This is a genomic window from Arthrobacter sp. UYEF36 (assembly GCF_040547025.1).
Lineage (GTDB): Bacteria > Actinomycetota > Actinomycetes > Actinomycetales > Micrococcaceae > Arthrobacter.
On record NZ_JBEPOX010000013.1, the window covers coordinates 25885 to 45716 of the forward strand.

Annotated in this window: 18 protein-coding genes; 7 read left to right on the forward strand and 11 right to left on the reverse strand. The window is 61.9% G+C overall.

The genetic code is table 11. The annotated features are described in order from the left end of the window. Positions 1–393 precede the first annotated feature (393 nt). Positions 394–942, forward strand: a complete 549-nt coding sequence (locus ABIB29_RS17260; protein WP_354174033.1) for a recombinase family protein — start codon at positions 394–396, stop codon at positions 940–942. A 354-nt stretch (positions 943–1296) separates the two neighbouring features. Beyond that, positions 1297–2016 (forward strand): hypothetical protein, encoded by a 720-nt coding sequence (locus tag ABIB29_RS17265; protein ID WP_354174034.1) that lies wholly within the window; start codon positions 1297–1299, stop codon positions 2014–2016. A 32-nt stretch (positions 2017–2048) separates the two neighbouring features. Here the strand turns inward: ABIB29_RS17265 and ABIB29_RS17270 are convergent, their stop codons facing one another. Next, complete coding sequence (locus tag ABIB29_RS17270; RefSeq protein ID WP_354174035.1) at positions 2049–2411, reverse strand: hypothetical protein; 363 nt, start codon at positions 2409–2411, stop codon at positions 2049–2051. Between the two features lie 340 nt (positions 2412–2751). Here ABIB29_RS17270 and ABIB29_RS17275 point away from each other — a divergent pair, with 340 nt between their 5' ends. Continuing rightward, complete coding sequence (locus ABIB29_RS17275; protein WP_354174036.1) at positions 2752–4734, forward strand: site-specific DNA-methyltransferase; 1983 nt, start codon at positions 2752–2754, stop codon at positions 4732–4734. Beyond that, a complete protein-coding gene (locus ABIB29_RS17280; RefSeq protein WP_354174037.1) occupies positions 4731–7325 on the forward strand; it encodes a DEAD/DEAH box helicase in 2595 nt (864 codons plus the stop codon). The genes ABIB29_RS17275 and ABIB29_RS17280 overlap by 4 nt, the downstream gene beginning before the upstream one ends. A gap of 48 nt (positions 7326–7373) precedes the next feature. On the opposite strand, the gene ABIB29_RS17285 is transcribed toward ABIB29_RS17280, so the two are convergent. Together ABIB29_RS17285 and ABIB29_RS17290 are read right to left on the reverse strand one after the other, a co-directional pair. Continuing rightward, positions 7374–8366 carry a PIN domain-containing protein gene (locus ABIB29_RS17285; RefSeq protein WP_354174038.1) on the reverse strand — a complete coding sequence of 331 codons (993 nt, stop codon included), beginning with the start codon at positions 8364–8366 and terminating at the stop codon, positions 7374–7376. Between the two features lie 48 nt (positions 8367–8414). Further along, complete coding sequence (locus ABIB29_RS17290; protein WP_354174039.1) at positions 8415–8849, reverse strand: hypothetical protein; 435 nt, start codon at positions 8847–8849, stop codon at positions 8415–8417. A gap of 307 nt (positions 8850–9156) precedes the next feature. Between ABIB29_RS17290 and ABIB29_RS17295 the strand changes: the two genes are divergently transcribed. Continuing rightward, positions 9157–9351 (forward strand): hypothetical protein, encoded by a 195-nt coding sequence (locus ABIB29_RS17295; protein WP_354174040.1) that lies wholly within the window; start codon positions 9157–9159, stop codon positions 9349–9351. A gap of 485 nt (positions 9352–9836) precedes the next feature. After that, on the forward strand, positions 9837–10541 hold the full coding sequence (locus ABIB29_RS17300; protein WP_354174041.1) for an SOS response-associated peptidase: 705 nt from the start codon (positions 9837–9839) through the stop codon (positions 10539–10541). Here the strand turns inward: ABIB29_RS17300 and ABIB29_RS17305 are convergent, their stop codons facing one another. From ABIB29_RS17305 to ABIB29_RS17335, 7 genes are all read right to left on the reverse strand, one after another. Next, positions 10542–11609 carry an ATP-dependent DNA ligase gene (locus ABIB29_RS17305; RefSeq protein WP_354174042.1) on the reverse strand — a complete coding sequence of 356 codons (1068 nt, stop codon included), beginning with the start codon at positions 11607–11609 and terminating at the stop codon, positions 10542–10544. Further along, positions 11596–11880, reverse strand: coding sequence for a hypothetical protein (locus ABIB29_RS17310; RefSeq protein WP_354174043.1), 285 nt, complete (start codon positions 11878–11880; stop codon positions 11596–11598). The genes ABIB29_RS17305 and ABIB29_RS17310 overlap by 14 nt, the downstream gene beginning before the upstream one ends. A 43-nt stretch (positions 11881–11923) precedes the next feature. Then, entirely contained in the window at positions 11924–12298 is a 375-nt protein-coding gene (locus ABIB29_RS17315) for a hypothetical protein (RefSeq protein WP_354174044.1), read from the reverse strand. Continuing rightward, positions 12295–12636: a hypothetical protein gene (locus ABIB29_RS17320; RefSeq protein WP_354174045.1), complete on the reverse strand. Its 342-nt coding sequence runs from the start codon at positions 12634–12636 to the stop codon at positions 12295–12297. Before ABIB29_RS17320 ends, ABIB29_RS17315 begins: the two co-directional genes overlap by 4 nt. Before the next feature lie 47 nt (positions 12637–12683). Further along, positions 12684–13982 carry a Y-family DNA polymerase gene (locus tag ABIB29_RS17325; protein ID WP_354174046.1) on the reverse strand — a complete coding sequence of 433 codons (1299 nt, stop codon included), beginning with the start codon at positions 13980–13982 and terminating at the stop codon, positions 12684–12686. 47 nt (positions 13983–14029) lie between these two features. After that, entirely contained in the window at positions 14030–14461 is a 432-nt protein-coding gene (locus ABIB29_RS17330) for a LexA family protein (protein WP_354174047.1), read from the reverse strand. 1020 nt (positions 14462–15481) lie between these two features. Next, positions 15482–16132, reverse strand: a complete 651-nt coding sequence (locus ABIB29_RS17335) for a Helicase associated domain protein (protein WP_354174048.1) — start codon at positions 16130–16132, stop codon at positions 15482–15484. Between the two features lie 431 nt (positions 16133–16563). On the opposite strand from ABIB29_RS17335, the gene ABIB29_RS17340 reads away from it, so the two are divergent. Continuing rightward, positions 16564–17907 carry a ParB/RepB/Spo0J family partition protein gene (locus tag ABIB29_RS17340; protein ID WP_354174049.1) on the forward strand — a complete coding sequence of 448 codons (1344 nt, stop codon included), beginning with the start codon at positions 16564–16566 and terminating at the stop codon, positions 17905–17907. A 485-nt stretch (positions 17908–18392) separates the two neighbouring features. Here the strand turns inward: ABIB29_RS17340 and ABIB29_RS17345 are convergent, their stop codons facing one another. Then, positions 18393–19778 carry a type ISP restriction/modification enzyme gene (locus tag ABIB29_RS17345; RefSeq protein ID WP_354174050.1) on the reverse strand — a complete coding sequence of 462 codons (1386 nt, stop codon included), beginning with the start codon at positions 19776–19778 and terminating at the stop codon, positions 18393–18395. Between the last annotated feature and the right edge of the window lie 54 nt (positions 19779–19832).

Below are 19832 nucleotides of genomic sequence, written 5' to 3' on the forward strand. Positions count from 1 at the left end.
CGCGACTGCTTACGAGCTGATGTTCGAGCGAGCTATGGCATGACGAGTCGTCTGCTGCATGTAGCCGGATATCTGTAGGGAAAGAGAAGCGCACGTATCAGCGGTCGCCCCGGAGAGGCAGCATCGATTTCCGGTACAAGCGTTTGATATTCGGGTCGGGCGCCTGGCCACCGCAACAACCAGCCTTCGTAGACGGGACGAGCGACCAGCCCTCACCCCGGGCGTCTCAATTACGATCCATTACTGAGACGGTCGAGTCGTGTTCCAGGGGACGTGAGCAATGTTGTGGAACTCGCGGTTCGACACGCCCCTCCAAAGTCTCAGAATGCCGTCCAGCAACAGATAGTCTCACAACGGCAATTTGTTCGGCATTAAGAGAATGCGGGGACGTCCATGGCTGTAATCGGGTACGCGAGGGTTTCCACTGCGGAACAGAACCTTGATCTGCAGCTCAATGCCCTCCATGCGGCCGGCGCAGCCCGGACCTTTGCCGACAAAGGCGTCAGTGGATCCGCAGCCGAACGCCCTCAGCTGTCCAAAGCCCTGGACAGGCTGGAGACCGGCGACGTACTCACCGTATGGAAGCTCGACCGTTTGGGACGCAACACCCGGCACGTCTTGGACCTTATCGAGAACATCCGAGAACGGGGAGCAGGGTTCCGTTCCTTGACCGAGGGTCTGGACACGACCGGGCCCATGGGCACCGCGATGCTTACGATTGTGGCCGCATTCGCGCAGCTGGAGCGCGACACGATGATCGAACGCACCAAAGCCGGCCTCGCTGCGGCCGCGGCCAACAACCGCCACGGCGGAAGACCCCGCAAAGTAGATGACGCTGCCGCTGCCCGGGCCAAGGAACTCAAAGGCAAAGGAATCAATGCCTCCGACATCGGCAAGATGCTCGGAGTCTCCCGCGCCACTGTCTACCGATATCTTCTCTAAGCACTGCGGTTCCTAGCGTCGAGAAACGACCTGGCGTAGCGCTTAGGGCACGTTCACCGGGCAGTTTTGTAGGCAGGTCATACGGGAATCAGAGGGTTGCTGCATTACAGCATTCTCGAAGGGGAGGCATGAAGGGGGCGAGCCGGCCGGTTGGGGGACCGGCTTGCGGGCGGGCTGATTGCATCGAGTGAGTGTGACGAGCAATCTTTTCCTAGCGGCAATGTGAGTGACATACGCATCGTGTCGGACAGTCTTCAGGCCGTGGCCCGAATCGTCACCAAGCGTATTCGAGTTCGTTCGGCCACAAGCGAGCTGGCGCGAAAAATCATCGTGCACCCTCGGTACCCTCAAACCATGAACACGGAGCCAGACGAGACACCGGACGAGAAAGTCGCCGACGAGACTGAGGCCAACCTCAACATCGAGGACATCATGACGACCGGCCGCGGAATGATGATGAGCAGGATGCGCGAAATCGAGGAAGCGGACCGTCGCGGCGAGCCCCTCGACATCACGCAAGAGGAACGCTTGGAGTACGAGGAGGGAAAAGCGGAACTCGCCGAAGTGATGCAATCGTTCCGCAGGCAGATGGTGGAGCCTTTCGAAGCCATCAATAAACAGCTCATGGGCATCGCCGTGGGAGCGGTTCGCCTGCCGAAGATGAACCTACCGAAGATTAAGACGCCTGGTTTCGTGCCGCCCGAGGTCAGTGCGGCGGATTCTTGGGATGTCTTCCAGAAGCCTCGGCTCCCTAAAATTCTCAGTTACACCCCGCCCGAGCCGCTGATCGGCCAGGAAGAACTGGCCTCGATAGCGGAGGTGGCACGTGAGCGCGATGAGCTTCAGGAGCAGATCCAAGGCAACACGTTCCGCACCGCTGTAGCGATGAAGAAGATGCTGGATGAGATGGAGAATGAAGCTGACAGGGTCAAGGAGCAATCCAGGGAAGACACGAAGCGTTGGTGGTGGGTGTTCGTGGTCGCTTCCCTCACCCTGATCTTTGCCGGAATCGCTGCGATCCCGATCATGGCACCCGTTTTTGACCAGGTTTGGAAAGCGGTCACTGGTGGCTGAATTTTGTACGGAGAAGCCACCGGTAGGGCCTATTACGCCTCGCTGCCGGGCGTGTTGGGCTGAATCGGGATTTCAGAACCACTTGCCAGAGCCTCACGAACCTTCTCGGGAATGACAAACAGATAGGCAGCAAGAAGCGCGACGTTAGCGAGACTGGCACACAGGCCAGTATTCACAGCGCCCACCCTCCAGCCTTCTAGACCACCTGTGTTCACACCTTCGATCGCTAAATAGATCGCGGCCAGCGGGACAGCGATCCCCACCGCGACTAACACGCGCAGCCACATCGGATTGGTTGTAGCGACGGCACTGGCGGCCTGACGATCAAGAAAGACGCTGGCCACCAGCAGAATCGGAATCGTCTGGGCAACCAACGTACAGGCTTCAGGGTTCATGCGGTCGAGTTTGGCATCACCGGGTCGACCGGAGTCGCAGGTCGAGTGCGACACTCGGGGTGACTCCGAAAACTGGGTCAGAGGGCGCGGAGGTCCAGCGCAGTTAGTCGCGGGGGAGGCCCTCATAGGTTTCGATTCGGCCTCCGTGCCGCGGACAGTTCAGCATGAGCGGGCCAGCTGCCAGAAAAGCCGAAGCGACGTGGTTCAGGGGGTGTAGGCAATCGGGGCAGGCCTTGCGGAACGGCTGAGTCTCAGAGTGTCAGAGTGTCAGAGTGTCGAACATTTGCTGATAGACATGAGGCTGGGTGTCCGCGCGCGCGGCGATTTTCAAGGAGTTTTCATGTCCAAAAGCATGTTCGAGGTCTACTTGAACGAGGTGACGGACGAAGGGCTCCGAGCAAGGCTCAAGGCCGAATTCGAGCGCACCACCAAGAAGTTCGGCCTGGTCTTTGAACGTCATTCCCCTGAAGGTATTCGGATGCCCCAGGCCCAGGTTCGCCGCGGCCGCACAGTCATCCGCGAAGCCGATGGCACATTTCACAAAGTACGGGCCATCAGCGGGGACGCTGTGACTCTTGCAGACGAGCACGGGAACGTGACCGAAGAGAAGCTCAAGAACGTGACCGTTGCCCGGCAGTTCGGTGAAGTGGTCTTCCCTGGTCTGAAGGCTGTGGGTTCCGTGCGATCCGGCAACCCTGAAGATCCTGCTCATGTGGTGATCAACGGAGAGAACTTCCACGCCCTCGAAATGCTCGGATATACCCACCGCGAATCGGTGGATCTGATCTATATCGACCCGCCATACAACACGGGCAATAAGACTTGGCAGTACAACGACCACTACGTGGCTGAGCAAGACAGCTTCAGGCACTCGAAGTGGCTGAGCTTCATGGAACGCCGGCTGACGCTGGCGAAGAAGCTGCTCAAGCCCACGGGAGTGATCATCGTGGCCATCGGCGACGAGGAGCACCATCGGCTACGGATGCTCATGGATCAGGTGTTCGGGGACAACAATTTCCTTGCCAACATCATCTGGCAGGGAAGTGGAAAGAATGATGCCCGATACACTGCCGGTGGCATCGACTACATGCTGGCGTACTCCAGAAGCGAGAGTGCCCTGACCGAAGCAGACACCCGTTGGATGGAGTGCAAAACCGGGATCGAGCTTTCCGAAGAAGCAGCAGCTGCTGCGTGGGCGCAGGCCAATGGTGACACGCGGCTTGCGACAAGTCTCTTCAGATCTGGACTAAGGAAATATAAAGGACAGCTTGAGCCGGCGGTCTTCCGATATGACCAGATAGACGAGAATGGCCTGGCCTATCGCGCCGACAACTTGACGAGTCCTAACCCTCGCCCGACACTTCGATATGACGTATCGCATCCGGTTTCGGGAGCGCCGGTAAAAGCGCCTGCAAATGGCTGGCGTTACTCACGCGAAGCAATGGACAAACTGATCGGAGAAGGGAAGATCCTCTTCGGCCCAGACGAAAAGACTGCGCCAAGCTTCAAGCGATACCTCCGGGACCACGGCTTCCAAGTTCCATACCCGGTCTTCACCCAAGCTCGGATGCCTGGCTCAAAGCGCCTCGAAACGATCCTTGGAAACAAACGTTTCCCTAATCCCAAAGACCCTGAAGTCTTGATGCGCTGGTTCCGTATGGTTGCCCCCAAGGATGCGGTCATCTTGGACTTTTTCGGAGGATCAGGCACGACCGCCGAGGCAGTCATCCGACTGAACGCCGAGGACCAAGGCACCCGCCAGTGCATCCTGGTCACCAACAACGAACTTGCAGCCAAAGACGACGCTCTCTTGCGCAAAGCCGGCCATGAACCAGGCTCCGCCGAGTACGAGGCCCAGGGCGTGTTCCACAACGTCACCAAGCCGCGCGTCGAGACAGTTGTTACAGGTGTGCGCCAGGACGGCTCTAACTACTCTGACGGTCTGCCAGCCAACGTGGAGTTCCTGGATCTCACCTACCTGGAGGAGAGCCGTGTTCACGCAGGTTTGGAGTACGAACGCCTTGCGCCATTGTTCTGGCTGAAGTCCGGCGCCGTCGGCCCCGTGGTTCAGCGAACCACGGCCACCGACGCCTATGAATGGAACGAAGAGTCCTCGATGGCGGTGCTGTTCACCGCCGGGAAGGCAGCCGAACTGGCTGAGCTACTGGCCGTCAAACCAAATCAGGTCAAGCACGTTTTCATCATTACTGACTCTCCAGAGCAGGGGGACCTCGCCGGGGAAGCGTTCAGCGACGAGATCACCGTTGAGCCCATCTATGGCTCATACCTTGATGCCTTCCAGATCAATCGGAGCGATTCGTGAAATTCACCCTTGCCGACTACCAGGCCGACGTTGTCGAGGAAACCCTCAACGAAATCAGCATCGCCGCCCAACGGCTCCGCTCCAACAGTGAGCGCAAGACCGCGATCGGCATCAGTGCTCCTACCGGCGCCGGTAAGACTGTGATTGCCTCGGCCGTCCTGGAGGGGTTGTTCTTCGGAACGGAGGACTCCGATCCGCGGCCGGAAACCACCGTCCTGTGGCTGACGGATGACGGGGAGCTCAACGAGCAGTCCCGCAAGAAGATCCGGGCATCCTCGGACCGGATCAACATGAACATGCTCCGGACCGTCGAAGCGGACTTCGACCAGGCTGAGTTCAGCCCCGGGCTCGTCTATTTCCTGAACGTCCAAAAGCTCGGAACCGGCGCTACGCGCCATATCCAGACCGGTGACGGGCGCAGGTATTCCTTGTGGGAAACCATCGGCAACACCATCAAGCAGCGCGGCAGCGGCTTCATCATCCTGGTCGATGAGGCCCACCGGGGAGCCACAGACCGGAGCCGGCCGACGATTCTGCGCCGAATCCTCGATGGGTCGATCATCGAAGTGCCGGGTGGCAACGACACTTTCCGTACGATCGTGAACCCGCCGGCGCCCATCGTGATTGGCCTTTCAGCAACGCCGAAGAAATTTGAGGAGGCCATGCGCGGTGCCTCCGGTCGTTCCCTGGTACAAGTAGTTGCCGATCTCCAGAAGGTGCGTGCCTCCGGCCTCATCAAGGAGCGCATCAACGTCAGCTACGCGGTGGACGACCAGCCCAGCGATGACACCCTGATTCGCCAGGCCGTAGCTGACCTGGACCGTTCCGACCGGCAATGGCAGGAGTGGGCCCGCGCCACGGGCGCTTCGTCCTATCCCGTGCCGCTTCTGGCCATCCAGGTTCCGGATCTGACGTCGGCTGCCAAGATCGGCGAGATCGTCCAGACACTCACCGATGCCTCCGACGCCTTTGATGACGCTGACTCTGTGGCTCATGCGTTTGGTGTACGTGCCCCTATCGCGACGACCACATGGTTGAGCGGGGTGGAGATGCCCCGCGTGGTCCAGTACATCGCTCCGACCTCGATCTCACAGTCCGGGAACGTGCGTGCCGTGATCTTTATGCAGGCCCTGACCACCGGATGGGACTGCCCGAGGGCCGAAGTCATGGTGTCGTTGCGCACCGCGCAGGAGCACACGCAGATTGCCCAGCTCATCGGCCGGATGGTCCGCAACCCCTTGGCCAAGAAGATCGAAGAGCCGGAATTCGATGATTTGAATGCAGTGGATCTGTACCTGCCACACTTCAACAAGGTTGAAGTGGCGCAGGTGGTGAAATCCTTCATGGATTCGGCGGACATCGAGGTTCCGGTGCAGTTGAATCCCAAGCGGATGACGCGAAACCCGGATGTTACTGAAGCCGTCTGGGATGCCATCGCCGGGCTGACTCGGGAGCATAAGCCGGTACGCCGGTTCAGCTCGAACGTGAATCGCCTGGTGCGGCTCGGTGCCCTGTTGGATATTTCAGACTTCGAGCACCCAGGCGGGTCTTCCTATACCCAGGAATCACGCAACGTGGTCGTGGAGACCCTCGACTCTGTGTATGGCCAGCAGAAGGTGGCCATCGAAAGGGTTGCTGATTCGCTGCTCGAAGTGAGCTTTGAAATGGCCACCTTCGACCAGTACAGCGGCGCCAACACCGGAACCATTGCGCGCACTGCGGCCACGAGCCAAAAGAACCTGCGTCAGCTCCTGGAAGAAGCCAAGCGACGGCTACCCGACGCCGCCGCAGCCTGGTACAGCACCTCTCTGGTCATTGCCGGGGAACTGGAGTGGGATGAAGTGGTCGTACGGACTGTTGCCCTGGCACGGTCCGCCGAGGCCCGGGAAGCGTTGGAAGCCCAGTGCGGCTCGCGCGTGGAATCCTGGCGACGCAACACCGCCGGCTCGGTGGCACGCCTGAGGCCGACGCAGCGCCAGGAATTTGAAACCATCTTCGCCCCCATCGGCTCGGCACTGACCAGCGCCCTCGGAATGCCCGAGACGATCTCCCAAAAAACAGAGAGCCTGAACAAGGACACCGGTCTGGTCGAGGAGCTGCCATTGTATGCGGGGCACCTTTACGCGTTGCCCGAAACCAAGCTGTTCCCCGACACCTTCACCAGCTGGGAACAGAGCGTCCTTGAAGCTGAGCAAGCTTCTGGCACGCTGTTGGGCTGGTACCGGAACCCTGTCGGAGGCAGCCAGGCGCTGTCCGTGCACTATCTGGATTCCGAAGTGTCCAAAAACCTCTACCCCGACTTTCTGTTCTTCCACGATGACGGTGAAACCGGGGTAGCCATTGACCTGGTGGATCCCCACAACCACTCTCTGGCGGACACTGCACCCAAGTGGGCAGCTTTGGCACGGTACGTCCGTGAACACGATAGTGACTTCCGCCGAGCTGCGATCGTCATCAAGGACACTGCGGGAATGCTGTTGGCCATCCAGCTATCCGGCCAAACCGACGACAGCCTGGAGAAGAAGTTGGCCGGGGCAACATCCAAGGAAGCCATTGAGCAGCTATTCCGTGACCTGGGCGGAGCTTACTAACGCCCCGCCACCAGACTCATTCCCTGGCGCGATTTAGCCCCTGCGAGGCTACGTGTCGAGGAAATCCCATTCGGCTCCAAGAACCCATCTCAGCGCTGAGAGTTTTCCGTTGAGCATTCCCCACTCGAAGTCGGTATAGGGGCCCAAAGTCTCACCGTATTCTGCTTCTACACCCTCCATAGGAGGTCCAGCCACTTTCGTGTACTCGGCCAAGCCCTGGGTATCCCAGGCTTCCTCCAGTTCATGGATGCGGTTCAGCTTCCGCTGGTACCAGATTCGGTCGAAAAGTTCCTGCTCAAATTCTTGGATTTCAACCAGGAGGCGAGGATTCTCAACAAAGTCTGAGTCGTCTAGCAGCTCGGCCAATTGGGTGCCAAAGTGATCCCTTAGCGTCGCCTCCAACCCATCGAAGCCGAGCGCGTACGTGGACCCCTTATGAGCGAAAACGGACTCGAGATCCGTATGCGGTTGCCGCTTGTCGCCGTTGTCCAAGGAGAAATCGTGCGAGTTACTCGTCACGAAAGCATGGGGATCCTTTGCAAGGTCAGCGTCCGACGTCGCAGAAATGTACAGCTCAATGAGGAGTGCGTCCGCAACGCTGTTCCGTGAGCGATGAAAGGGTGACTGCTTATCCAGCCCGCGTTTGACTACGCGGCCATTCTCGGCGGCGGTTGGTTCCAGGCGGATGCCAGCCTGGAGCAGTTCAAAGATGTCATCGAAATTTCGGGCCGTCATGGCTCCGATGAGAGGGACGTGATGTGCCAGACCATCGAGAGCCGTCAGGGCCCGTTGGAGGTCGTCACTGTCGTATGTTGTTCCAATGTCTGTCCGCAGCAGCCGAAAGCGATCTGCCACTCGCGTAGTCAGGACCTGTTCCGCCCGAGGGCGGTTCCGCTCAAATTCGTCGATAATCACTTCGGGAACAAGAAGCCGTAGATCGTCTTGGCGGATGAACTGACGCAGGGCAACGATCCATTTCTGGCCATCACGTCGGGCCGCAAGGTCCAGCCACGTCGAAGTATCAATAAAGAGGTTTAGCACGGCCCACACTAACCGTCGGCAACGTCCAGTTCGATTGTTGACGATCGTTCATTGTTTGTCGGCCCAGCGCTCGTGGGCAGACTGCCGGCTGATTCCTACGGCCCGACCAATATCGGCCCACGACGCCCCGGCGGCCTTCGCGGCAGCAACGGTCTTGTCCAGCCGGTGCCCGGCCTGAACGTACTCTCGCGCTGCCGACTCCACGCCCGCCACAGCCTCCACCGGTGCGAGGTGGGCTTTCCACTCGTCGTGGATGGCGTTTTCGACTTCGTTGGAAGCGTGTGCGAAATCGCCGGGGGAAAGGTAGACCCGGCGGCGGCTGAAGTCGGCGTCGGCCGGCGACCTGACACGCTCCCACAGCTGGCCTTGCCAGCCGCATTCACAGGCTCCGCGCCAGCCGATGATCTCCCTGTCCGGGATTACTTCGTAGTCCGGAAGCATCTTGTCCGGCTTGTAGTGGCCGGTGATGCCCTTGACGAGCATTCCCTCGCCCGTCGATGATGCGGACAGCCGTCCGTCGGGTGCAACGGCGGCCCCCCCATCCCTCGTGCTCGTTGTCGTTTGATATCCAGCCCATAGCGCGCATCTTTCTGTCAGGCATTCCTGACGATCAGTATGTCAGCGATCCCTGACAAAGACCATGGCATCGCAGATTACGTGGGCGCCGCCCATGATCCCGCCCCACCAGAACTTAGTGAAAGGACAGCCACCGCCGCCTGTGCCGTTGGGTTGCGCGGGTGGGCACCAACAGTGTCTTGTGGTGAGGCTGACGCGTTTCTAGCATTGGGATATGGACGCCCGGTCCAGGGCCCGAGAGCTCGTCGCAACCAGCGAGATGTCTCTAGAGGAAATTTGGCTCGCTTATTTTAGCGTCGGTGGTAACGCCGGGCCCTTCGAAATGGAAGCCTTCATCTACGGTATTGACGTGCTTGATCAGATCGATCTGATGTTGCTTGAACGCGCACTGACTGATGGATGGCAATAGGCCCTGTGCTGAGGGGTCCCCTCGGTTCGGTCCGTTCATTGCTACTCCGGGGCGGGCCGTGCGGCAGCGGATCTTTGAGGTTTGTCGAGGCTGCACTGTGGCGCGGCGCCATGGGCAACGTTGGGCGTGCAGGACGCGGAGCCTGCGAACATTCGAGGGGACCGCTGCTGCCAGTCAAAGGGATGTTGGCTCGATGAGGGTCGCCGGGACCCATGGTCAGGCGTCCTTTGGTAGCCGCCCCGGCCGCGGGACTCCCGGCACATAGGAAAGCCCCTCGGAGGAGGGGCTTTCGCGGATGGAACAGTGGGTTGGTGGTGTTGGTCAGCGGTGATGTGCGCCCCCTTCCCGGACGTCGTGTCCGTTTGCCTGCATTCGATACCGCAAGACTTTAATAAATGATCCGCGGATCGTCCAGCAGCGGTGCGGCGTGTCTTTCGCACCCGGGATCACCTTCCGTTGAATGCTGCGTGGGGCACAATGAAGCCATGTGCGGCAGATACGTGATGTCCAAGGCCACCGGGGATCTCCTCAGCCATTTCGAGGCCAGAGAGGTCGAGGGCAGCCCGCCGCCGCCCAGCTGGAACGTCGCTCCGACCCAGGATGTGCCCATCATCGCGGAGCGGCTGGACGAGGACTCCGTGGACCGGCGGCTGTTGATTGCCCGTTGGGGTCTGGTTCCGTCCTGGGCCAAGGACATTAAGATCGGTTCGAGGCTGATCAACGCCCGCAGCGAGTCGATCCTGGACAAGCCGTCGTTCCGCAGGGCCGCTTTCAAACGCCGGGCGCTGGTCCCGGCGGAGGGTTATTACGAGTGGCAGAAGACCGAGGACGGGACGAAGATCCCGAATTACCTCTACTCCGAAAAGGATGATGTGCTGGCCTTCGCCGGGCTGTACGAGTTTTGGCCGGACCCGGCACTTCCCGAGGATGACCCCCACCGGTGGCTGCTCAGCTGCACCGTCCTGACGACGACGGCGCACGATTCTCTCGGCCACGTCCATGACCGGGCTCCCGTCATCATTCCGCCCAGCATGTACGCCCGGTGGCTGGACCCGGACACCACGGACAGGGACAAGGTGCAGGAGATACTCGACGCCATTCCTGAACCAGTCCTGACACCCAGGGTGGTCACCGACCGGGTCAACAGTGTGCGCAACAACGGCCCGGAACTCATCGAACCGGCCCCCTAGTCACTGCTCTACTGTGTTCGCCGGCGCCCGGCCACCCGGGCGCAGCATGTCGGGCAGGGTGATGTCCGCGGGGGACAGTTCCGGCCTGGCCCGGAGGACGCGGAGCGGGTGACGGAAGGACCTGCCTGACCAGGCCGTATCGGCGGAGACTTCCACCGCCACAGGTTCCACCAGCGTCAGCGCAACGGGGTCCTTGTCACGGTTGAACCTGTCCAGGGCGGTGCCCTTCACCGTCGCCGGCCACGGGTGGGCGCCGCAGGGAGGTTGCAGCCACCGCGCCAGTTCCCGCGCAGCTGCCGTCTTCAATAGTGTGGATCTGCCGACGATCCGCAGCTCCCCGTCCAGGACCAGCCCGGCCACGACCTCCCGGGGTTCGGTGATCGGCCCGATGACTGCTCCGCAGATGATTTCCACGGTTTCGCGGTGCTTGAGTTTCAGCCAGGAACGGGCACCAGGCGTGTAGGGCTGGTCGTTGCCTTTGATGACCAGTCCCTCGATCCCGGTGTGGGGCAGGTTTTCAAACCATCTGGCGGCCTCGTCCGGATCGGTGGTGGCGGGGGAGAGGGAGAGCGGAGGTGCCCACCCGCGGGCCAGTTCTTCCAGGAGCGCCCGCCGCTGGCTTAGCGGCAGTGCCCTTGCATCTTGTCCGGCCACGGCCAGAACATCGAAGGCCACGTAACTGGCCGGCGCCTGCCGAACAATTCCGGGGAGAGTCTTCGGGCCGGCGCCCAGGCGCTGCTGCAAGGCGGAAAAGTCCAGCCTGCCCCCGGCCCAGATCACGACTTCGCCGTCGACCACGCACCCGGGCGGCACCTCTGACGCGAGGGCTGCAGCGAGGTCGGGGAAGTACCCGGTGAGATCCTTGCCCTGCCGGGACCACAGGGTCACCCCCGCATCGTCGTGGACCACGACGCAGCGGTATCCATCCCACTTAGGCTCATAGGACAGACTCCCGGGCAACGCACCAGCCCGTGGCAACCTCGTGACCACCCGGGCCAGGGCAACCTTCAACGGCGGGACAAGGCCCGCCGGCAGCCCCGATCCGGACGGCGTTCTAGCACCCGCCATCGAGGCCTTCCAGCGCCTCTACCTCGGCGGCATCCAACAACGCATGAGAATCGGCGCCGGTGGCCCGGGCCAGGTCGTCCAGGGATTTGAAGTGGACCCGGGCGAGAGTGATGGCCACCAGCTCCAGATAGGCGATGCCGTTGCGCTGTTCCAGGCCGTCCAGATAGTCGAGCATGCGCCCTTCCAGCGCGCCGGGGCCTTCGGATTCTTCCGCGGCGAGCCGCGTCAGTGTCAGGGCTGCCAGGTCCGGGTTGTCATAGATGAGTCCCATGGACCAACGCTACGCACCCCGCCGGCGCGGTCAAGAGACAGTGCTAGCGCCACCGGTAGGATTCCAGCGCCCGAACCAGGGGAGCGGGGATACCTTTCAGGTGGTCAACGGGGCGGGAGCCGGCAAGGTCCCTGGAGGGCGTGACCATCCAGACCGTGAAGTAGTTATGCGGGATGTCGAGTTCCATGGCTCTGCGAAAAAGCTCAACGACCTGCGGGCGGAGCTGCCCGCCGGGGAGGAACTGAAAACCCGGGCAGAAGGTCCCGTCGGCGATGAAGACGCGGACGAGCTGCCGCATGACGGGTTCGGGATCCTCCATGAGCTCGGAGAGACGGCGGCGGACCTGCTGCAGGGTTGGCAGCGTGAATTCTGCCCGGATCCCTGCCCACGTTTGATCGCTGATCGGTTGGGGGTTCACTCTTCTTCCGTTGTTTCGTCGGCGTCGCTGATGCTCTCCAGCACCCAGTGCGTGGAGAGCGGTTCCCGGCGGAGCGTGACAGTCCGAAGTTCAGAGTGGGTGCCGGGACGGACCTGGAGCCGCCAAAATTCGATGCTGACCAGGTCGCCGCTGCCGACGGCTGCCGTTCGCCGGGTGTCCCACCAGGCGTCTCTCCCGAACCAGTGCTGGGAGTCCGTGTCGGGGTCGACAAGCCAGATCCGCCCGTCGTGCCGGATGGCGAGGGGCTTGCCTGCGGGGTCGGTCCGGACCTGCAGTTCGCGGGTCTGGGGGGCGGGGGCGTCGGTGATGGTGCTCATGGGTAGAGGTGTTCTTTCGTGGTGCGGTCGTGCGGGCGAAGTTGGGTTTAGGCGGCTTTGACGAGGGGGAGTTCGTCCCAGTGGGTGGTGTAGCGGGGGGAGAGCATGTCCCGTTTCATGGTCCAGTCCGGTCCGCCGCGGATGCCTCCGTGGCCCAGGCCGATGGAGCCGCGTCCGTACCGGCGGGTGATGTCTTCCAGGAGGGTTCCGACGTGGCGTTCCTCGTGCGGGTTTTCGAACAGGGACAGGGGCGCCTGGTTGCCGCTGGGGCGCAGGTCGGTGACCATGATCCCTGCCCTGGCGTACCGGATGCCCTCGCAGATGCGGGGCAGGAGCGCGTGGGCGGCTTTGGTCAGGATCACGGGATCTGCGGTGGGCATCGGCAGCGGCACGCAGACCGAGGGGTAGGAGGTGTCTTTCGGGTTGAAGTGTGAGGTGCCGGCGAACGCGGTGAGGACTTTGGCCTGGAGGCCGTGTTTGGCCAGCCGCGCCGAGGCCTGCTGGCCGTAGACGCTCATGACCTGCCGGATGCCGGCGGCGGTGGTGATCGGGGTCGCGAAGGAGCGGGAGAAGATGAGCTGGTCCCGGCCGATCCGTTCCTCCTCCATCGGGATGCAGGGGGTTCCCTGCAGTTCCAGGACGGTGCGCATCATGACCACGGAGAACCGGTCCCGGATCATCACCGGATCCGCCCGGGACAAGTCAAGGATGGAATGGATCCCCAGGGCGTTGAGGCGTTTGGTCAGCCGGGTGGCGACACCCCAGATCTCAATCACGGACAGGCGGCGCATCAGCCCTTCCCTCTCGGCGGCGGGCACGGAGCCCCAGTGGCAGACCCCGTCGAAGGCCGGGTTGTTCTTGGCCCATTTGTTCGCCAGTTTTGCCAGGGTCTTCGTGGGCGCGATCCCGACACAGACCGGCACGCCCACGTTGCGCCGCACGGCGGTCTTCATGTCCCGGCCCAGGGCCAGGAGCTCCTCCGGAGTGCCTTTGACGCCAAGGAATGCCTCGTCGATGCTGTAGACCTCCAGCCAGGCCGAGTACCGGCCCAGCAATTCCATCACGCGGGCGCTGATGTCCCCGTACAGCTCGTAGTTGCTCGAGAGGACAACGAGGCCCCATTCCTTGGCCCGCGGGGCGAGCTTGAACCACGGCTCACCCATGGCGATGCCGAGCGCCTTGGCCTCGGGGGAGCGGGTGACGGCACAGCCATCGTTATTGGACAGGACGATGACGGGCCGGCCCTCGAGAGACGGGTCGAACGCCCGCTCGGCCGAGGCATAAAAACAGTTCACATCCACATGCGCGATCTGCGGCATATGCCGCATCACCGCCGGCTTAGACATCGCTCGCCCCAGCACGGCAAAGTTCCCGTTTAACGCAATAGCGCACCTTAAACATGGTGCAGGCACCGCGTCGCGACGCCCCAGATAATCAGGTCCGACAACGACGGCACCCGGATATCCGGGTAGGACGGGTTCTCCGCCTGCAGCACGACCCCGGTACTCGTGATCCGCAGTCGCTTGATGGTCAGCTCCCCGTCCAGGACCGCAACGACCACGGACCCGTCCACCGGCTCCAGGGCCCGGTTGACGATCAGCTCGTCGCCGTCGCTGATCCCCGCGCCCTCCATCGAGTCTCCGGACACCCGCACGACATAGGTGCTGGTGATGTCCTTGATCAGATGCTCATTCAGGTCGATCCGGCCATCAAAGTAGTCCTGCGCCGGCGAGGGGTATCCGGCTGCCACAGCGACCGGAGAGATCAGCACCGACAACAACGATGCGCCCGCATCTATCACACGGGGACCCACAACAACGCCCACAACACACCTTTTATTCGAATATATGTTCGATTTTCTTAACCCTACATCGTGGCCCCGACAAAGGAACTATCGAAGGTTCAGAGGATCAAAGAGGGGACAGGTTGTACGCCAAGGGGGACAGCCTGAGCTGTGCGGAGGGCTCCGCCTGACCCCAGTGGGCACAACCCGGCGCGGCCCTTGCTGCTGGCTCTCCATCGGGTCTGTGGACGGCCCACGCGGCTCCATACGCCAGATACATCAAAGCGCCCATGGTCCAAGCCTCACTCCGGAAAACCTGGTTGACAGCGGGAAATGGTGCTCCTAGATTCTTAGTGTTTGACGTCCGTTTCTGGGCTGGTCATGCTTCACCTTCATGCTGTTGCTGTTTCATTTGAGCGGCCATGCCGCCAGGATGCAGGAGGCCACGATGACGAAGACACCACTGGAAGATTTCCTAGCTGAGTGCGTCGCCGCAGATCCGGATGGCGGTCTCAGCGTGGAGGAACTGTATGGCTTGTACCTGAGCTGGTGCGGGCTCGAAGGGGTTGCACCCGTGGGTGGCAGGGCGTTCAGAGCCGGTTTACGCGCAGCCAATGTCCGCATTGAAAACCGTGGACGACGGTGCCCGGGTCTGAGGATGACCGGCCCCCGCAGCGTGCGATTACCTTGTCCACCGCGAACTGCCGCTCGCCGTGCTGGAAGCCCCTGCCGGACGTCCCCAACTGACTTCCCGCCCGGTCCCTGAACGCGTCGCGCCGCTTCCCGGCCGCCCGTCCGGGGGAGTCCTTGGCGTCGTACCGGCTGCCTGACGGGCCCAGGCTCGGTCATCGACGCCCTCTCCGGGGTCGCGTCCGGTTTGATCGCCAACTGGCAGCAGCCCTGGGCCTCTTCTGCTGGCGGATGAGAAAAGCCTCCGCGCGAGTCCAGGACTCAAACGCGGAGGCTTCCGGCTCTCCAAGCTGGGGGGACTGGAGAGCCGATCTGAGTCTACTAGCAGTTGAGACGTCATGACACTGACCGGCGGGGGGCGCGATGTCCCGTTTATCGGCGGGGAGGGCGGCCGCGGGTTCTCCCCGTCTGCCATCCGGGAACGGTATTGTCCAGGAGCTTGACCTTCACGGGGTCGAGGTCGCCGCGGCGCCGTTTGTACCGCTGGGCGTGGATCCACACCCCGAGGGTATGTTCCCGTTCTGAGTCATAGTCGTGGTGGCGTGGCCAGTCGTGGCCTTCTTGCCGGAAGGCCACGAGCTCGGCAAGCCGGTCGTGCCACTTGGCTTCGTCCGCAGCTGCCCTGTGGTTCCCGGCCCATGCCGGAACCCGTACGAGTCCGTCACGGTATGCCGGGTCAAGGGTCGCTTCGGCTGCTTCGCGCCGACGATCAGAGAGCCACCGGGCCATCGACCGTTCACCCCTGTTCTCCGAGTGGCCACGTGGGAGCCGGCCCTCGGCCGTAATCCAGGCGATGACCTCCTCCATCCGGGCAAGGCTCCTGGGGGAGGGGCCGGTTCTGGCGCCGGCAGCGGCTTGGTGTTCGGCCTCAAGCTGCGGATCCCGGCGGCGGGCGATGACCAAGTGGTACCCGACGACGGCGGGATGAACGCGCACGAGCTCAGCGATGCGTTTCCGGCTCAGTCCGAGCCGGTACATCAGCACCCATTCCGCGTCAGGAGCGCGCCGCAACCGCCTGTCCATAGTGGACCCCATCCTGCCACGGCCTGCCCAGACAGTACGGGGGCACCACGGGACTGAAGACACTGCGTCCGGGCGTCCGCTGGCGCGGCCGGCTGTGGGGTCCAGTGCTGTCCGTCGCAGGGCTCCGGCCCGCCCTGGCCCTGTCTACGACGTCTTTTGGTTGCTGTCCTTCGGATTCTAGGCGTCCGCTCCACCCCGTCTAGCCCCTCCTTCGTCGGGGCCTGCGGTGCAGGAAATGTCCCTCCGGCGCTCCTTCGTCGCTGATTTCCTCCAGGAATTTCCTGCCCCTTGCCCTGCGGGTAGACAGGGCTCCGTCGGCCGCCGAGCAAGCGAGCTTGCCAGCAACCAAAAAACAACGGGGGGAGAGGGGAAGCTGGCCGGTCACCAGAGCCCCCCCACCCACCGGAATCCTCTGCAAAAGGAGCAACACCATGAACACCACACCCACCCTCGAAATGCTCGACCCGGCCACCCTGACCGTGGACATCAACGTCCGCAAAGACGCCGCCCTGACACCCGATTTCATTGCCAGCATCAAAGAGCACGGCGTGATGGAACCCGTCATCGCCCACCGCAAGGACGACGGCGTGGTGCACGTCCTGATGGGACAGCGCCGCACCCGCGCCGCCGTTGAAGCCGGGCGAACCAGCATCCCGGTGATGATCATTGAATCCCCCGAGGAAGCCGAACGGATCGTGACCCAGGTCGTGGAGAACATCCAGCGCGCCGAACTGACCGAAGCGGACGAGGCCGACGCCTACCACCAGCTGTCCCTGATCGGTGTGTCAGCCGCCGCGATCGCCAAGAAGACCGGACGCACCAAAACCACCGTGGAAGGAGCCTTGAAAGCGAAATCCTCGACCGCCGGAGCCGCCGCCCTGGGCAAGGGATACACCATCGATGAAGCGCTCATCATGGCCGAATTTGAAGGGAACCAGGACGCCACGGAGGAATTAGAGTCCGTGATCGCGGACGAACCAGATCAGCTCCTGCACGTCGCCCAGATGCTCCGGGACCGCCGCGACCGCGCCGCCGCCCTCACCGCACTCATCGCCGAGCTGGAAGCCGAGGGCAAGATCATCGTCGAGGACGCCGGGCACTACGCCAACGAAGAGAACCTGTACGTTCCGGCCGCGAAGCGGGCCGACGGGGAACCGGCCACCGACGAGGACGCCAACGCCTACCGGATCAGCACCGACTACCGGGGCCAGCACAACGCCCATCCGGTCATCACCGGCTGGAAGGACCTGGGCTTCACCCCGAAGTACGAACGCTACGACGGCGGCACGCAGGCCCAGAAAGGCCCGATGACCGAGGAACAGAAAGCCGAGCGGAAGACCCTGATAGCCAATAACCGCGAGATGGAAAGCGCCACGAAGGTCAGGCGTGAATTTGTGAAGACCCTGCTGTCCCGCAAGATCGCGCCGAAGGGCTGGCAGTACTTCACCGTCCACGCCATCACTCACGACCCCGAAACCGCCAGCGGCTACGACGGCAAGGTCGCCACCGAGATGATCGGGGCCAAGACCGGGGAGGACACCGACCGGTGGGGATGGAACCCGTTGCGGGACCACACCGCCAAAACCACCGCACGGCCCGAGTTCTCCCTCATCGCCCTGATCTGCGCAGGGTATGAAAAGACCATTCAGAAAGACTCATGGCGGAGTGCCGAGAAGCGGCACTTCCACTACCTGCACCAGCTCACCGCTTGGGGGTACACCGCAAGTGCCGTGGAGCAGATAATTATCGATAACCACACCGCCGAAGCCGAGTAATCTGAAAGTGTGCCGGGCGGTTGATCCCCCAATACAGCCGTCCGGTCACTCACCCGTGAAGGGCCGGGAACCTTCCAGAGGTCGGGCGGTCCGCCGCACAGGGCGAACCACAGCAGCCACTCACCAGCGACGGACCGCCATTAACCGCGACAACGCGACCGGCGGATTACCAACCCGCGGGACCAGGAACAGCGAGGTTTCGGCCCGTGGCAGCACCACAAACCATTCAGCTAGGCTGAACCATAGATTTCCTTTGCAGAGGGAAAATCGCGAAGGGCCGGCACAGTTCAACTGTGCCGGCCCTTCGCCCTTTTAACGTCCGGAAATCAGATTGGAAATTCTGTCAGTGGCTCCCAGCGACCCTGCAAGGCCAGCGAAGTAGAGCAGATCGTCATCAACAACAACACCACCGAAACCGAGTAATCAGACAGTGAGCAGGCGACCGCCCTGCTGCAGCCCCAGCTCCGGGCGGCGTACCTCTTGAACTAAAACAAATGCCCGTCCGCTGTAGCAGACGCAAGGCTAATGCTTGGAAGACGATCGTTTCGAGTCTGGGCCCAGGTCACCCCATGATGTTGTTCTAGGTCGGTGAGTGTGACATGGTCGGCCGCGATGATCTGACTAAGCAACTCTTCCTGTCGGGGCTCCAAACTCACCAAATGGGCAAGTACCGTCAGGAGTTCCGTCAACTCAATAGACCAGTCGGCGTGCCAATACGTGGCGACGATGTTGTCCAGAGGCGAGGTCTTCTTACCAACTGGTGACTTCTTTCGATAAGAGAACCACGCGTTCACCGTCTTCTTGCCAGCGGTGTTGTACTCCATTACCTGGGGTGGGACTGGGCCCCAAGAACCACCGCCAAAGCTAAGAGTTTGGCTCACAGGATCATAGGAGTAATGATCATCCAGCTGCTTCACAGCCGCCAGGTACTTAACTTGGTGAGGACTGCTTGTGACTACACTTTTTCCCCGTCCGGCGCCCGCGAACTCCTGCCCGAACGTGTGGAGCCAGAGAACTTCTTGCCCGAGGTCGACACTCTGCCGCCAGAGTTCGGGATCCCTTGTCAGCGGGACCCGGACGCCCGGAGTCTGCAGCTCTTGCTCAAAAGTTGTGGTGTAGGCGCTATGTGCGACAACGCCGGCAACGTAAGCCATGAGGTCTTCAACCGATACGTCTAGTCCGAGCTCGGCGGAAAGGGCCTCCAATAGCCCCGGCGCTGCGTTCGACGTCCCGTCCGGGTTGTACATCGGAGCGAGCCGTCCACCCTCGCTACCTTTGAAGAAGCCTTCGCTAGGGATGAGGTTGGAAAAGCTAAGTCCCGGACCGGTCCTCAGGGGAACCGAATGGAGTTCCGACAAAAACACCTGTCCCGGAATCCTTGCGCGCCATAGGTCAGGCCGCGGCGTATCCATGAGTCGATGGTCGGCTATCACGTACTGTCGGTCGAACGAGCGGTGACCTACCCTCACAACCGTTGGCTCAAGACGGATTTCGTCCGCAAATCTCGTCGTGGTCTGCTTCTCAACGTCGTTGCCGAATAGCCGAACCTTGCTCTTATCCAGGGATGAGTCCCTAGATTTCTTGAACAGATCCTCTTTTCGTGCGCGGTCATCGCAGGAAATCAATTCGAGCCACCGCGACCCAAGGGTTTCCATAGTGGGCGCAAAAACCCAATTGCGGTTTGGCTTGATGCCTGGTGTTAGCCACCGCCTCCAGAACACCCCACAGCTAAACGCGTCGTGGAGCCTCCACTTCCTTGGGTGTCCATAAGGGGGGAACCAAAGAGGGGCACGGACCACTCCGACGCAGTCGATGCTTCCTTCACGCCTGACTTCCTGAGGCGGGCTTTGCCGGCTGCCCCTACGTGGCACCCACGAGACTGCGACGACAGGGGCACAAGGAAATGTAGTTCCCCGGCCGGCGGC

What these genes read in the sequence shown, in the direction of transcription:
- ABIB29_RS17260 (WP_354174033.1), top strand. Translation starts at nt 394, where the DNA reads ATGGCTGTAATCGGGTACGCGAGGGTTTCCACTGCGGAACAGAACCTT.
- ABIB29_RS17265 (WP_354174034.1), top strand. Translation starts at nt 1,297, where the DNA reads ATGAACACGGAGCCAGACGAGACACCGGACGAGAAAGTCGCCGACGAG.
- ABIB29_RS17270 (WP_354174035.1), bottom strand. Translation starts at nt 2,411, where the DNA reads ATGAACCCTGAAGCCTGTACGTTGGTTGCCCAGACGATTCCGATTCTG.
- ABIB29_RS17275 (WP_354174036.1), top strand. Translation starts at nt 2,752, where the DNA reads ATGTCCAAAAGCATGTTCGAGGTCTACTTGAACGAGGTGACGGACGAA.
- ABIB29_RS17290 (WP_354174039.1), bottom strand. Translation starts at nt 8,849, where the DNA reads ATGCTCGTCAAGGGCATCACCGGCCACTACAAGCCGGACAAGATGCTT.
- ABIB29_RS17295 (WP_354174040.1), top strand. Translation starts at nt 9,157, where the DNA reads ATGGACGCCCGGTCCAGGGCCCGAGAGCTCGTCGCAACCAGCGAGATG.
- ABIB29_RS17300 (WP_354174041.1), top strand. Translation starts at nt 9,837, where the DNA reads ATGTGCGGCAGATACGTGATGTCCAAGGCCACCGGGGATCTCCTCAGC.
- ABIB29_RS17305 (WP_354174042.1), bottom strand. Translation starts at nt 11,609, where the DNA reads ATGGCGGGTGCTAGAACGCCGTCCGGATCGGGGCTGCCGGCGGGCCTT.
- ABIB29_RS17310 (WP_354174043.1), bottom strand. Translation starts at nt 11,880, where the DNA reads ATGGGACTCATCTATGACAACCCGGACCTGGCAGCCCTGACACTGACG.
- ABIB29_RS17320 (WP_354174045.1), bottom strand. Translation starts at nt 12,636, where the DNA reads ATGAGCACCATCACCGACGCCCCCGCCCCCCAGACCCGCGAACTGCAG.
- ABIB29_RS17325 (WP_354174046.1), bottom strand. Translation starts at nt 13,982, where the DNA reads ATGTCTAAGCCGGCGGTGATGCGGCATATGCCGCAGATCGCGCATGTG.
- ABIB29_RS17335 (WP_354174048.1), bottom strand. Translation starts at nt 16,132, where the DNA reads ATGGACAGGCGGTTGCGGCGCGCTCCTGACGCGGAATGGGTGCTGATG.
- ABIB29_RS17340 (WP_354174049.1), top strand. Translation starts at nt 16,564, where the DNA reads ATGAACACCACACCCACCCTCGAAATGCTCGACCCGGCCACCCTGACC.